A 14541-nucleotide genomic window follows, 5' to 3' on the forward strand; every position below is an offset into this window, starting at 1 on the left:
ACGCTCGGCGTCACAAAGAGCAGACGCAGAGCGTCCAGTGAGGCGTTCCCACGCGGAGCGTGGGAACGATCATCATGATCATCAGGCTAGTAGCGGAACTGCCCTCCATGAATCGCCTGCAACACCTCGTCGGTGACCGGTACATAAGTCTCGGAACCGGGTAACCAGGCGTAGACCGGATCTTCCCCGACCTGCCCCGGATCGAAGGCCTCGTTCTTCAGCCGCGTCTTCTGGTACTTGAAGGTGCCGGTGGTTTCCATGCAGGACTTGACCCGCAGGAACAGCGGCACCGCATAGAACGGCATCTGGCTGCGGGCGAACTGCAGCAGGTCGTCCAGATCCAGCTGTTCCTGGGGCACCGCCGGGGTGATGGCGACCATGCCGGCACGACCATTGGTGTTCCTGATCTCCACGCCGTAGGCCACGGCCTCGCTGATATGCGGGTGCAATACGAGGATATTCTCGACCTCGGTGGTGGAGACGTTTTCCCCCTTCCAGCGATAGGTATCCCCCAGGCGATCGACAAACTGGGCATGGCCGAAACCGATATCACGGATCAGGTCGCCGGTATTGAAATAACGGTCACCCACCTCGAATACGTCATGCAGCACCACCTTCTTGTTCTTCTCCGGGTCGGTGTAGCCGTCAAACGGCGCCTTGTCGTCGATCTTGGCCAACAGCAGGCCCTGCCCGCCCTTGCCGACTTTCTGCATGAAGCCGTCCCGACCGCGACGCGGCTCGCCGGTATCCGGCTCGTACTCCACCAGCGACCACTCGTTGAGGGCAAAGCCGATGGTGTTGTCGAAATTGAGGATATTGGAAAAGCCGATATTGCCGTCACTGGCGGCATACAACTCGCAGACCCGGTCGATGGCGAAACGTGTCTTGAACTCGGTCCAGACCCCCGGGCGCAAGCCATTGCCGATCATCTTCACCACCGGGTTGTCGGCATCGTCAGCGGCCATCGGACGATCGATGAGGTAGCGACACAGTTCGCCGACATAACAAAGGGTGGTGGCCTTGAACCGCCGAGCATCTTCCCAGAAATGACTGGCGCTGAACTTGCGGCGGATGGCGAAACCCGAGGCCCCGGCCAGGGCCGAGCCCCAGCTCACGCACAGGCCGGTGGCGTGATAGAGCGGCAAGGTGCAGTAGATGATGTCGTCGGGCTGCATATCCAGGGCGATCAGGCCGAAGCTGCCGTAGACCCGCATCCAGCGCCCGTGCTTGAACACCCCGGCCTTGGGCAGTCCGGTGGTGCCCGAGGTGTAGATATAGAAGCAGGCGTCGTCGGCGTAGATCTGCTGACTGGTGATCGGGTTGAGCGTCGGATGCTCCTCGCTGACCCGCGCCAGATTGACATAACCCGCCGGCGCCTGGCCCGGATCGCGGGTGGTATCGGCGTCGGCGAGGAAGTAACAGCTCGATGCTTCGATGGCAACATGTTCGCGCACCGCATCGTAGGCCTCGACCAGCTCTTCGCCGACAATGATCGCCGTCGGCTTGACCAGGTTCAGGCTATGGATCAGCACGTTGTTGGTTTGCGCCGTATTGAGCATGGCGCAGATACCGCCGGCCTTGCTCACCGCCAGTACGCTGACCAGCAGTTCCGGACGATTCTCGATGAAAATGCCGACCACATCGCCTTTTTTCAGGCCACGCGCCAGCAGGTAGTGGGCAATGCGATTGGCCCACTGGTTGACCTGCCGATAGCTGAACCGGCTGTCCTTGTAGAGCAGGGCCACGCCATCGGGATTGCGCTGCACCGCCTGCTCGAACGACCAGCCCAGGCCGCAGGGTTGATCGGCCTTGGGCTTGGACAGCTTGACGCCCTTCACCAGCCGGGGAATGGCCCGGGTGATGGTGGGAATCTTGCGCATCATCATGCCCCAGGTAATCATGTCGCTGTTGCTGTTGCCGTTCATGGCACCTCCTAATGGGTTGGCCCACTGGCTAGCGGGCCAACCGATCCTTTCCTTTGCCTGTCGCCATGGACAACGCCTTCGCGCACCCGAGCGCGGGAAGGCGCTGCGCCGTACGATCAGAACTCGTCGGCGACCGACTCGAGAATCTTGCCCATCAGGTACACGGTGGTCCGCGCCACCTGCTTCACCGACTCCTTCTCTTCATCGGTGACCACCCAACGGTCGATGGCCGCGTTGACCTCCTCGGAGTGCTTGGCATCGATGATCGCGTGGGCGACAAAGAAGGTCATTTGCTTGTCGGTGAGCTTGAGGCTGTTCTTGCAGATATCCATCATCGGCTCGAGGTGCTCGTAGGAGTCCTCCGCCCAGAAGCTGTAGCCCAGGCGTGGAATGATCCCGCGGCAGACGGAGACATAATCCAGGTAGCCGTAGAAGGCCTCGGTGGCCGGCAGCATCGGTTTTTCGAATTCGGCCGGGTCCACGCCGATGGCGATCAGGTCGTTGTAGGCCATGTTTTCATGGCCCAGTTCTTCCAGCGCGTGCTTCATGGCGAAACGCAGCAGGCCGACCTTCTTGTGGTCCTGGTTCCAGCAGGCCACGGCCTGGTTGATCGCGTTGTTCTTGGTGTAGTGATACACCTGGACAATCGACTTGATATACAACTCGCGTTGCAACTCGGGGCGCTTCATCATCTGAAAGAAGCGGCCAGCCTTGATCTTGGCCCATTCGGCATCACAGACAGCCTTCAACTCATCTCTGAACTCAGTCATTTCACTCTTTCCCTGGTGGTGTTATAGATCGTTTATGACATTTCTTATGTACCGGCGCGGACGCGGGTTTACAGACGCAACACGGACTTGATGATGTACATGAACTTGGAGAAGAAGCCGACGCCCTCGATAGTGTCCCAGTGTTCCATCAGCACACCGTTTTCCACACGATAGATATCGATCACCTTGTACTTCACGGTAAAGAATCTATGTTTGGCCCAATGGGTCGCATAGAGGAAGACATAATCGCCTTCGGCACACACTTGCTTGATACTGGTCCCGGACTCCGGAAAGGTCTTGAAGAACTGCGCGAAGTAGCTCTTGAATCCTTCACGACGCGGCGGGATGAACACGTTGTTGTGTTGCACATAGTCTTCGGCAATCAGCGTATCGGCGACCGCGAGTTCACGCTGGCCGAACATGCGCTCGTAAAATTCGATCACCACGGCCTTGTTCTGGGCTTCCATCTGACATCAACCTCGTTATTGTCGATTTATTATGTTTTTCAGACCGCCAGGGCCTGGCGTCCCGCGCGGGCAGCGAGGGTATGGCGGATCAGTCCGTCGATGTCCTTAAGGTCCGCCGGGCATTGTTCCAGGCCGAAGAAGGGCGTCACCGACGGCAGCAGATCGCCCTTGTACAAGGCGTAGTAGTGATCGCCACGGGCCTTGATCTGGAACAGGATGCCGTCCTGGTCAAACACCGAGCTGTCGAACTTCGGCGCCAGCCGGGGTTTCACGTAAGTGATGAAAGTCTTGTAGCCGCCCAGCAGGGCCACCAGCGACGCACCGGTCATCGCCAGGGCGCTGACCACGTTCCTGACCGGGGCATGTTTATCGACAATCAACCGCGACAGCTCCACGCATTCGTTCTCGTAACCGGGCCCGGAGAATGCCAGCAAACGCTGGTGATCGATAAACTCCCCGGACTCATGGGGAAACGGTGTAATACGCTGGGTGCCGATAATCTCGCCATCGTAATAACAGGCAAATACATAAGAGCGGGCATCGTACTCATCGAGGCAGACGGTTTCATCGACCGAATCGCCGAACAGCGTCCGATAATAAACCTTGCGCTGCCCGTACAATCGATAACGCGCCCGTGACAACTCGGAAAACTGTTGAGGCGTTACAATCTGACGAATACTGACTTTGTCGGACTGACAGTGTTCGTGCAGGACCGAATCATAGAAACTGTAGATAGCTGCACCGGCGGCATCATCTTTCACCAGCTGCATACTTGCCAATGGCAACTCGGTCTTGTTACTCCCGTATGACGACATAAGACGCTCCTTGTTATTATGATCTGTATTATTTGGCTCGACCAGGCACACGACATAACACCCATGACTCAATTCATGAGTTCACCTCCTTGAACGTGCAAAGTTGATCACTGATCGTTCCCATGCTCTGCGTGGGAATGCCTCACCGGACGCTCCGCGTCCGTGCTGGCTGTGACGCGGAGCGTCACGGGCTGCGTTCCCACGCAGAGCGTGGGAACGATCATCAACTGAAGCCGGCTGTCGTCAGAGTTGTTCCAGCGCCGAACGGATCTTGCCGGCGCGCTCGACCAGCAACTGCGGGCTGGCCAGTGGAATATCGGCGTGGGCGAGATTGAAGCCATCTCCGACAAAGCGCGCGAGGACATGCAAATGGGCGTGACCGACGGTCTGGCCGGCAACGGCCCCGTCGCACAACAGCAGGTTGATGCCTTCGCAGGAGCGCTCGTTCAGCAGTATCCCGCTGTTGCGCAACGCGCTAGCCATACGCTGCCCGACCACCATCATGTGGCCTGCGGTTTGCGGGGGGATATCGGCCAGGCCGGTGGCGTGAGCCTTGGGAATGACCAGCACATGACCGGGGGTGATCGGCTGGATGGAAAGCAGCGCCAGGCACTGTTCGTCTTCATAGACGATGCTGGCAGGTGCTTCTTGTCTGGCGATTGCACAGAAAATGCAGTTCACGGGTTAGCTCCCTCTATTGTTATATGCGCAAGACCGGCTTGGTATCCGGGCTTGCGACAGGCTGAATTCCCTTACAGACCTATCATCGCTGACCGCACAATGTGAGGCGAAAATACGTCCGACCCGGAATGCCTGTACACGGGAGTTTTGAAATTTTTTGTATCCGCAACGCCTCCATGAAACACAGCCCATTGATTTTATTGGGTTTTATTCATGGAAATTTCTTACATAAAAAATCGCAAATCACTGACACGCAACGTCCTACCCGGCTTATCCGAGCCCCGTACGGCAGGCATAAAAAATCCGGCGTGCCGAATGGACGCCGGATGCTGAGGTAGCCCGAAGGTGAGCCCACCCTGCCCCGGGCAGGATGGCTCGTCGCCTACGCCTGTTTCTTCAGGCGCGGCCTGGCCTTGGGAAAATAAGGGGACTTCACCAGGCCTGTCGGCACCGGTGTCCGGACCCGGCTCGAAGGCTCTTCGGCCGGTGCCGCGCCACCAAACTCGGCCACGTAGGGGGTCTGCCCGCAGCGCACCAGATTGTTGATCGGGAACTCATCGCCATTATCTTCCATGTATGCCTTTTTCATTCGAACACTCCTTGCAAAGATTCATCACCACCAGCCCATGGCTGACGCCTGAAAAACCTTGAGCGTAGCCGACTGACAGCGATTCGCAGGCTCTGGCACAAGGATCCGACGAATGACCACCCGGTCACGGACTTCCGAAGTCGTCACACGCCCTTCACACCCTTTTCACCTCCATACACCTAGATTCGACTCACTCCTTTTGAATCCCATTCAGCCCGCCCACACTGCGGGCTTTTTTTTGCACGTCACTCCCCCAGGCGCTGGCTCAACGCCCGGAATGCCGCCAGCACCTCTTCCGGTTTCTCCAGCATAAGCTGATGCCCACAGGCGTGCAGCACCTGGAAGCGTGCGTCCGGCAGCTGTTCGGCCAGCGCCTCGCCACCGCTGGCCGGGGTCAGGCCGTCGCTGTCACCGGCTACCACCTCGACCGGCAACCTGAGGTTCGCCAGGTGCCCGGCATCCGGCCATTGCACGCCCTCCAGCAGTCCCTTGAATACATACAGGCGGTTGCGCTCGGTGAGCTTTTCCTCATAGGCCACCAGCCCCGCATCGGCGGACCCGTGCCAGGCACGCTGGCGAAAGCCCCTGGCCAACACTGGCCGGATCAGTTCCAGCACCCAGGCCGGCAACGCCATCAACCCACCGCGACTCAACGGCCGATGCAACTGTGTGCCGAGCAACAAGGCGCCGCTGACCGACTGCACCTGCAACAGGGTGCTCAGGGACAGCCCGGTGCCGAACGAGTGGGCCACGATCAGGTTGCGCCGGCCGCCGAAGCGACGCAGCAGTTCCAGGTAATCGGCGACTAGTTCGGCCCAGGCGTACGCCGCGGGCCGCCGTGGCTTGTCGCTCTCGCCATGGCCGAGCAGGTCCCACGCCACCAGGCTGTAGCCCTCCTCGCCCAGCGCCTGCCACTGGTGACGCCACTGGTCCTTGTTGCCCCCTGCGCCATGGCAGAAGAACACCACGCTATCGGCCCGCTCCCGGCCGGGCTGATGGGCCACGCTCAGGCGCCGCCCCGGGCGGATCTCCAGCAGCTCGCCGCGCACCCGCGGTAAATCAACAGAGGAATAGGGTTCAGCCATGCCAAGAGTGTCCTGTCAGAAAAATAGAGAATAGATCGCCGCTCACCAGGCACCCTCGCGGCTCGGTTCGGCATTCGCCGCCGGCGCCACAACCGGCGAGGCGCCCAGCAGGGTCCGGGTATAGGGGTGTTGCGGCTCGGCGAACAGCCGGGTGGTCTCGCCCTGTTCGACGATCCGCCCGCCCTGCATCACCGCGATGCGATCGCACAGGCGCGCCGCCACCCGCAGGTCATGGGTGATAAACACCATGCTCAGGCGCAGGCGCCGTTGCAGGTCCTCCAGCAGTTCGAGGATCTGCACCTGGATCAGCGCATCCAGTGCCGAGACGCATTCATCGGCGATGAGGATCTTCGGGCGTACCGCCAGCGCCCGGGCGATGCCGATCCGCTGTCGTTGCCCGCCGGAAAACTCATGGGGATACCGTTCGAAGGCCATCGCCGGCAGCCCTGCCAGTTCCAGCATTTCACGGGCCCGCCGGGCCGACTCGGCCACCGAGACGCCTTGCGCCAGCGGCCCGGTCATGATGATCCGGCCTATGGTCTGGCGCGGATTGAGCGAGGCGAACGGGTCCTGGAAGATCATCTGGATATCCCCGCGCAACGGGCGCAGGTGCCGCTGGGACAGATCGGCCACGTCCTTTCCCTGCCATTGCAGGTGCCCGCCATCGGGCTGCAGCAGGCGCACCAGGCAGCGTCCGAGGGTCGACTTGCCGGAACCGGACTCGCCGACAATCCCCAGGGTCTCGCCTTCGCGCAGATGCAGATCGAGCCCGGCCAGTGCCTGTTGGGTGCGACGGCGCCACCAGCCATGGCGACCGCTGAAGGACTTCTCCAGTTGTCGCGCCGCCAGCACCAGCGGCGCATCGACGATGGCCGGGCGCGGTGCCAGCGGACTGGCCGATGCCGCTGCCAGCAGGCGCCGGGTATAGTCCTGGCGCGGCGCCTGCAGGACCTGCCGGGCGGTGCCCTGCTCCACCAGATGACCTTTTTCCAGCACCAGCACCCGGTCGGCGATGGCCTGTACCACGGCAAAGTCGTGGGTGATAAACAGTACCGCCATGCCCTTGTCGCGCTGGATCCTGCGCAGCAGTTCAAGGATCTGCGCTTGCGTGGTGACATCCAGGGCCGAGGTCGGTTCGTCGGCGATCAACAAGGCCGGATCAAAGGCCAGTGCCATGGCGATCACCACCCGCTGGCGCTGACCGCCGGACAGTTCGAAGGGATAGGCGTGGCGCAGGCGTTCCGGGTCCGGCAGGCCGACATAACCCAGCAACTCGATCACCCGCTGACGGCGTGTCGCGGCCGCGGCGACGCCATGGGCCTGCAGGGTTTCGTCGATCTGCCGGCCCACGCTCAGCAACGGGTTCAGGGCACTCATGGGTTCCTGGAAGACCATGCTGATCTCCCGGCCACGCAACTCGCGCATGGCCTCTTCGCCACGCCCGGCAAGGTCCTCGCCGCGCCAGCGGATATGCCCCGCTTCAACCCGCAGGGACGCCGGCAGCAGGCGCAGCAACGCCTTGGCCAGCATCGACTTGCCGGACCCCGACTCGCCCACCACACAGAGCAGTTCGCCGCGTTCGAGTTGCAACGACAGGTCATACAGCGCATGACTGCGATCCGCGCCGCGAGGCAGGGCAATGCGCAGGTGCTCGACGCTCAGCAAGGGATGGATGTCTTGGCTCATGCCGCCGCTCCCTGTTGCCGGGCCGGCTCGAACGCCACCCGCAGGCCTTCGCCGACACGGTTGACCGCGAGCACGCAGAACAGGATCGCCAGGCCGGGCCACAGGCTCATCCACCAGGCATCGCGTAACAGTCCGCGGGAGGCGTTGATCATGTAGCCCCAGCTCATCGCCTCGGGATCGCTGAGGCCGAGAAACGCCAGGGCTGCTTCGGTGAGGATCGCGCTGGCCATGACAAAGGTCAGGGTCACCAGCAACGGCGCCAGGGCATTGGGCAGGATCTGCTGGAAGATGATCGCCGTCGACGACTGCCCGAGGACCCGCGCCGCCTGTACGAACTCGCGCTGGCGCAGACTGAGGAACTCACTGCGTACCAGTCGCGCCACCGCCGGCCAGGCGACCAGCGCAATGGCCAGGACGATGGAGCCCAGGGACGGTTCGAGAATCGCCACCAGGATCACCGCCAGTACCAGTTGCGGAACGATCTGGAAAAACTCGGCGATGCGCATCAGCAGGCCGTCGAGCCAGCCGCCGAAGTAACCGGCCACGGCACCGACCAGGGCGCCTACCAGCAACGTCGCCAGGCTGGCCAGCGCGGCCACCGCCAGCGATACCCGCGCGCCGTACAACAGGCCACTGCCCAGGTCGCGCCCGAGCATATCGCTGCCCAGCCAGTGCGCGTGGTCCTGGAACGGCGCCAGCATCGGCGCGCTGTTCATGTCCCAGGGCGAGCTGTCGGTCAGCCACGGTGCGGCCAGCGCCAGCACGCCGAGGACCAGCAGGAACAGCACGCCGGCCACCGCCGAAGGCTGCGCCAGGAAGCGTCGCAGGAAAGGATATCGATTCATCAGTGCTGCCCTCCGGCGCCGATGCGCGGATCGAGCCAGCGGCACGCGAGGTCGGTCAGCAGGTTGAAACTCACCACCATGATCGAAATCACCAGGAAACCACCCATCAATACTCCGTAATCCCGTTGCGCCAGCGCCTCGTACATCAGGCGGCCGATACCCGGCCAGGAGTAGACCACCTCCACCAACAGGATGCCGCTGGCCAACTGACCCAGTTGCAGGCCGGCAAAGGTCACCACCGGCAGCAGTGCATTGCGCAGCACATGCGCCCAGAGAATTCGTCGCGGGCGCAAACCCTTGGCCCGGGCGGTGCGCACGTATTCCTGGCCCTGCACCTCCAGCGTCGCGGCACGGGTCAGGTGGATATACAGCGCCAGGAACAGAAAGCTCAGGGACAGGCACGGCAATACCAGGTGCCGCGCCCGGTCAGCCCACCAGGCAGTACCGTGGAAGTCCGCGGCGACGGTTTCCATGCCGAAGGCCGGCAGCCAGTCGAGGCTGACCGAGAACAGCAGGATCAGCAGCATCGCCAGCCAGAACGACGGGATCGCGAACAGCAATAGCGCGCCCTGGGAGATCAGTTGGTCGAGCCAGCGCCGCCGCTCGCGACTGCGCGCCGCCAGCACACCGAGGGCGATGCCCAGCAGCGACGACAGCAGGAACGCCGAGCCCATCAGCGCCAGGGTCGCCGGCAGGCGCTCGGCGATCAGCGACCAGACCGAGGTCTGGTTGCGGTAGGAATACCCCAGGTCCAGCCGCAGCACCTGCCCGAGATAGATCAGCAGTTGCTGAGCCACGGGTTTATCCAGGCCCATCTGCTGGCGCAGTTGCCCGATGTACTGCCCATCGTCGACCCCGGCTTCCCCGGCCATCAGCAACGCCGGATCTCCCGGCGCCAGGCGTACCAACAGGAAACTCAGGACCAGTACCCCGAGCACCATGGACAGTGCCCGCAGCAGCCGGCCACCGAGGAAGATCAGCCCGCTCATGGCGTCGGCACGTCGAGGTAGACGCTTTCATCGTCTTCGTTGAGGCTGGTAGCCGTCTGCAGCAGGTTCCTGACCTGACTGTGGTAGAGCGTCGGGTAGCGCATCTCGAAGATCGGCGCGATGGGCAGGTCGCTGTTCAGGCGGTTTTCCAGCTGGCTGTAGACCTGGCGGCGTTGCTCGCCTTCCGGGGTGTCGGCCACCTTGCTCCACAGGGCGTCCGCTTCCGGGCTGCTGTAGCCGCTGACATTGGCGAACGGCGAGGTCTTGAGGATGTAGTCCGAGCGGTAGAGATAGGCGGTGGTCAGGTAAGGATCGCCGATCTGGAAAATGAAGTTGTAGGTCAGGTCGAAGTCCCAGTCGCTGACCCGCTGGAACCAGGTCGCGGCGTCCGAGGTCACCACCTGTACCTTGAAGCCCAGGGGTTGCAGGGACTGCTTGGTGTATTCGGCCAGGCGCTCCCAGGCGCCACCCTTCTCGCCGTTGAGCAGGCGGATCCGCACCGCGCCGACATCGACACCGGACTCGGCGATCAGCGCCTTGGCCTTCTTCACGTCATAGGCGTACTGCGGCAGTTGCGGATCGTGATACGGCGAACCGGAGACGAACGGCCCCTGGGCGACCTTGCCCGAGCCAAAGAAGATGTTGTCGACTACAAACTGCCGGTTCAGCGCATAGAGGATCGCCTGGCGGACCTTGGGGTTGTTCAGCGGTGGCTTGCGCGTATTGATCTGCAGGAAGGCCAGGCCCGAGTACAGCTCCCAGCCCTGCTCCGAGGATTGCACGCCGGGCAGGCTGCCCAGGCGCTTGAGATCGGAATAATCGGCATCGCCGCTGCGCAGCACCTGTACATCGCCGCGCTCGAAAGCCGCCGCCCGCGAGGACGCATCGGGAATCACATGGAAGACAATGCCATCGAGGTGCGGCAGGCCCTTTTTCCAGTAGTCGGGGTTCTTGCCCAGCTTGATATAGGCGCCGCGCTTCCACTCCTGGAAGACAAAGGGGCCCGTGCCCACGGGTTTGAGGTTATAGGGGTTGTTGCGAAAGTCGGTGCCCTCGTACAGGTGCTTCGGTACCACCGGACGCAGGCCGCTGCCCAGGGAGGACAACAACGGCGCGAAAGGTTTCTTCAGGTGGAAGGTCACCTGCAACGGACCGCTGGCGTCGATGGACGACACATATTCGGTAAAGACCCCGCCAAGGCGCTTGTCCACTTCCGGGTAGAAGGTCTGGAAGCTGAACACCACGTCGGCCGAGGTGAACGGCTGGCCGTCGTGCCAATGCACGCCTTCCTGCAGGTCGAAGGTATAGGTCAGGCCGTCGGGAGAAATGGTCCAGCTCCTGGCCAGTACCGGCTTGGCTTTGAGCTGGGTGTCGTAGGTCAGCAGGCCCTGGAGGATCTTGCCGCTGACATACTGGGTCGAGACATGGGAGACCACGCCGTGCATCAGCGATGGCGGCTCCGGCTGGGCCACCAGGTTCAGCACCCCGCCGTCCCGTGGTTGCGCCTGCACACTGCCGGCCAGGATCAGCGCGACGGCGGCGAGGCCGAGCAACACCCGACGCAGGGGCCGGGCGTGGGACGAAGGGGTCGGGGTCAGATCAGGCATGGCGAGCTCCGCAAAAAAGGTTCGGCAGGTGCACGACCTGCCCTTTGAAGCGGTTTAGCAAGGCCTGTGCCAGTGCTTTTGCGGCCCGGTCCGGCGGTGCCGACGTACTATCGGGCGAATGCCGGCCTGATGAAAAAACCACAACCCGCGTTTGCCAGTGTGGAAAAAGCAGCAGCTTGCGGCGAGCGGCTTAAACATTCGATCGTTCCCACGCGCAGCAAAAGCATGCAGCCCGTGACGCTGCGCGTCACAAGAGCGGAGGCGGAGCGTCCAGGGAGGCGTTACTTTACTGCGCGTGGGAACGATCACTGATGTGCGCTGGCACAACCCTTGCGATACCCGCTGTCTTCGAACTACCGAGCCAAACCCTATGTCACTGGACTACCTGGGCAACCCCATCGACAGCAACCACCCCTCGACCCAGCACGGTATCGACGCGTTCATCTCCGGCTTCCTCGCCTATCACCCCCGCGCCGAGGGCATTCTCGCCGCCGCCGATGCCGACCCGGACTCGCGGCTGGTGAATGCCCTGGCGGGCATCCTGCTGATGTTCAGCGAATCCCCCGAGGGCCCGCTGCTCGCCGAGCGTTATCGCCAGCGGGCCGACGCAGTGGGCTCCGGCCACCTGCGGGCGAACCTCTACCTGGCGATCCTCAATGCCTGGATCGCCGATGACCTGGGTCGGGTCCTGGGCCTGAGCGAACAGTTGCTCGACCGCTTCCCCCGCGACCTGTTCGCCGCCAAGCTCAACCAGTATGTGGAGTTCAACCGCGGCAACTGGCCGGCGTTGCTGCGCATCGCCCTCAAGGCCCGCGACGCCGCGCCGGAGATCGCCCACAGCCACGGCCTGCTGGCCTTCGCCTATGAGCAATGCCATCTGCTGGACCCGGCTGAAGCCGCTGCACGCCAGGCGCTGCACCTGCAAGCCGACGAGCCCTGGGCCCAGCACGCCCTCGCCCATGTCCTGCTGACCCGTGGTCGGATCGAGGAAGGCATCGATTTCCTCGAAAGCGTGAAAGGCCACTGGGAAGGTCTCAACTCCTTCATGTACACCCACAATTGGTGGCACCTGGCGCTGTTCTACCTGGCACGCGGCCAGGAACAGCGCGTATTGGAAATCTATGACCGGCATGTCTGGGGCGTCCTGCCGGAGTACTCCCAGGACCAGGTCGGCGCGGTGTCGCTGCTGGCGCGTCTGGAGCTGGCGGGCATCGATGTCGGGCAACGCTGGCAGGCGCTGGTGCCCTACCTGCAAACGCGAACCGGCGACACGGTGCAGCCGTTCCTCAGCGTCCAGTACCTGTATGGCCTGGCACGGGCCGGGCAACCGCAGGCGGAGCTATTGCTGGCGGCGTTGCGCGAGCGCAGCCTGACCGCCCCGGCCTTCAGCCGGAGCACCTGGGCCCAGGTCACCCTGCCCCTGGCCGAAGGCCTGCTGGCCCATGCCCGTGGCGACTGGGAAACGGCAGTGCAGCGCTTGAGCGGCGTATTGCCAAGGCTCAACGATATCGGCGGCAGCCACGCCCAGCGCGACCTGTTCGCCCAGATCGAACTGGATGCGCGGCTGCGCTCGAAGGATTGGCTGGTGGCGCAGCAGACCCTGGAACTGCGCCGTGGCTACGATGCCTTGGATGTGCCGGTCAATCGGCATCTGGAGCGGGTATATAGCGCGCTCGGCCTGCCTTCGGAGGCCGAGCGCGCCAGGGCGCGGATCGACCAGGTCCTGAACAACTGACACGCACTACCCTGTGGTGAGGGGTGCCTGTGTGGGAGGGGGCTTGCCCCCGAAGCTTTTGGCGCGACCACTGGCCTCTTCGCGGGCAAGCCCGCTCCCACAGGATCTGGAAAGGTAGGCACACCGTATCAACGCCCGGCTTCGAACACCCCCCGCGCAATCGCCCGCGCCACACAGTCGGCCGCCGCCGCACCGATGCAGCCGATCTGCACCTGGCGCCGCGGCCCGTCCAGCAATGGTAGTGCACCGGAGGCCAGGGCGAACACCGTGTCACCGTCGAACGGCAGGTGCGCCGGACGCACCGCGCGGGCAATGCCGTCCTGGGCCATGATCGCCACACGCTTGCATTCGGCCGTGGTCAGCCGCGCATTGCAGGCCACCGCCACCAACGTGGTATTGGCCCCGGCCTGCAGCCGGCCCATGCTGTCCAGGCGCGACAATTCGGGCATCGGGTCACTGGCGTCCATCACCGTCGTCGGGCGCACGCCACCGAACTCGCCGGCGATTTCCCAGGGCCAGGACCAGAAGGTCTGGCCATCCGGCATATACACCGAACCGATGGGATTGGCGACCACCAGCGCCGCCACCACCAGACCGTCGTCGAGTGCCAGCGAGGCTGAGCCCAACCCGCCTTTCAACACCCCCGCCATGGCTCCACGACCGGCGCCTACCGAGCCCAGGGCAAAGTCTGCGGCGGCATTCTCCAGCGCCTCGAAACCCAGCCGGCGATAAGGCGGTTCGAGCCCCCAGTGCTTGTCACCGCCATTGCCCAGGTCATGCAGTACCGCGGCGGGAACGATTGGAATCGCCGGCGCACCGGCCTTCAGGTGCAAGCCCACTTCCTGCCGGGACAGAGCCGCCGCCACCGCATCCGCCGCCCCCAGGCCGAACACCGAACCTCCGGCAAAGACCAGGGCATGCAACTGCCCGACCATGTTTTCCGGCTCCAGCGCCGCCGACTCCCGACCGCCCGGACCGCCGCCGCGGATGTCGATACTGGCGGTCCAGGCGCCATCGGTACGGATCACCGTCACACCGGTATCGACACGCAGATCGGTAGCGTGCCCGACGAGGACACCAGGTACATCGGTCAACAAATTGCGGGGCCCCGGTAACGGCATAAGAACATCCTGGAAAAAGAGAGTGGCAACCCCTTCAGCAAGTGATGTGCCAGCCCGTTTATCCCCCGTTTGCTCGGTGCCGCCCGCCACGGGTTGTTGCTTAAGCAACACTCGCCTTCCGACTGCTGACAAACCAACACCCGTACCAGCCAATCCCCCAGCACCGGAGGCACTGTAGAAAAACCAACAGCCTGGAGCGCCGCTGTTAGAAAAACACCAGATTTCG

General features: G+C 63.0%; 13 protein-coding genes. 1 reads left to right on the top strand and 12 read right to left on the bottom strand.

Annotated features, from left to right (window positions below; translation table 11 throughout):
- Positions 1-86 precede the first annotated feature (86 nt).
- From HX851_RS29380 to HX851_RS29430, 11 genes are all read right to left on the bottom strand, one after another.
- Positions 87-1925: a long-chain-acyl-CoA synthetase gene (locus HX851_RS29380; protein WP_177064974.1), complete on the bottom strand. Its 1839-nt coding sequence runs from the start codon at positions 1923-1925 to the stop codon at positions 87-89.
- A 116-nt stretch (positions 1926-2041) separates the two neighbouring features.
- On the bottom strand, positions 2042-2695 hold the full coding sequence (locus HX851_RS29385; protein ID WP_017124354.1) for an iron-containing redox enzyme family protein: 654 nt from the start codon (positions 2693-2695) through the stop codon (positions 2042-2044).
- A 68-nt stretch (positions 2696-2763) separates the two neighbouring features.
- On the bottom strand, positions 2764-3162 hold the full coding sequence (locus HX851_RS29390) for a nuclear transport factor 2 family protein (protein WP_017124353.1): 399 nt from the start codon (positions 3160-3162) through the stop codon (positions 2764-2766).
- Positions 3163-3200: 38 nt separating this feature from the next.
- Positions 3201-3977: an N-acyl amino acid synthase FeeM domain-containing protein gene (locus tag HX851_RS29395; protein ID WP_246356596.1), complete on the bottom strand. Its 777-nt coding sequence runs from the start codon at positions 3975-3977 to the stop codon at positions 3201-3203.
- A gap of 243 nt (positions 3978-4220) precedes the next feature.
- Positions 4221-4658 (bottom strand): HIT family protein, encoded by a 438-nt coding sequence (locus HX851_RS29400; protein ID WP_017124351.1) that lies wholly within the window; start codon positions 4656-4658, stop codon positions 4221-4223.
- A gap of 382 nt (positions 4659-5040) precedes the next feature.
- Positions 5041-5247 (bottom strand): hypothetical protein, encoded by a 207-nt coding sequence (locus HX851_RS29405; RefSeq protein WP_017124350.1) that lies wholly within the window; start codon positions 5245-5247, stop codon positions 5041-5043.
- Between the two features lie 245 nt (positions 5248-5492).
- Positions 5493-6332 carry an alpha/beta fold hydrolase gene (locus HX851_RS29410; RefSeq protein ID WP_177064965.1) on the bottom strand — a complete coding sequence of 280 codons (840 nt, stop codon included), beginning with the start codon at positions 6330-6332 and terminating at the stop codon, positions 5493-5495.
- Between the two features lie 42 nt (positions 6333-6374).
- On the bottom strand, positions 6375-8018 hold the full coding sequence (locus HX851_RS29415; RefSeq protein WP_177064962.1) for a dipeptide ABC transporter ATP-binding protein: 1644 nt from the start codon (positions 8016-8018) through the stop codon (positions 6375-6377).
- Positions 8015-8863 (bottom strand): ABC transporter permease, encoded by an 849-nt coding sequence (locus tag HX851_RS29420; RefSeq protein WP_177064960.1) that lies wholly within the window; start codon positions 8861-8863, stop codon positions 8015-8017. The genes HX851_RS29415 and HX851_RS29420 overlap by 4 nt, the downstream gene beginning before the upstream one ends.
- Positions 8863-9852, bottom strand: coding sequence for an ABC transporter permease (locus HX851_RS29425; protein ID WP_177055772.1), 990 nt, complete (start codon positions 9850-9852; stop codon positions 8863-8865). The genes HX851_RS29420 and HX851_RS29425 overlap by 1 nt, the downstream gene beginning before the upstream one ends.
- Complete coding sequence (locus tag HX851_RS29430) at positions 9849-11459, bottom strand: ABC transporter substrate-binding protein (protein ID WP_177064958.1); 1611 nt, start codon at positions 11457-11459, stop codon at positions 9849-9851. Before HX851_RS29430 ends, HX851_RS29425 begins: the two co-directional genes overlap by 4 nt.
- A gap of 370 nt (positions 11460-11829) precedes the next feature.
- Here HX851_RS29430 and HX851_RS29435 point away from each other — a divergent pair, with 370 nt between their 5' ends.
- Entirely contained in the window at positions 11830-13194 is a 1365-nt protein-coding gene (locus HX851_RS29435) for a tetratricopeptide repeat protein (RefSeq protein ID WP_177064956.1), read from the top strand.
- A gap of 128 nt (positions 13195-13322) precedes the next feature.
- Here the strand turns inward: HX851_RS29435 and HX851_RS29440 are convergent, their stop codons facing one another.
- The gene (locus HX851_RS29440) at positions 13323-14315 is read right to left on the bottom strand and encodes a P1 family peptidase (RefSeq protein WP_177055777.1); all 993 of its coding nucleotides are present in this window, start codon (positions 14313-14315) and stop codon (positions 13323-13325) included.
- Positions 14316-14541 lie beyond the last annotated feature (226 nt).

The organism is Pseudomonas gingeri, from assembly GCF_013385635.1.
GTDB classification, from domain to species: domain Bacteria; phylum Pseudomonadota; class Gammaproteobacteria; order Pseudomonadales; family Pseudomonadaceae; genus Aquipseudomonas; species Aquipseudomonas gingeri_A.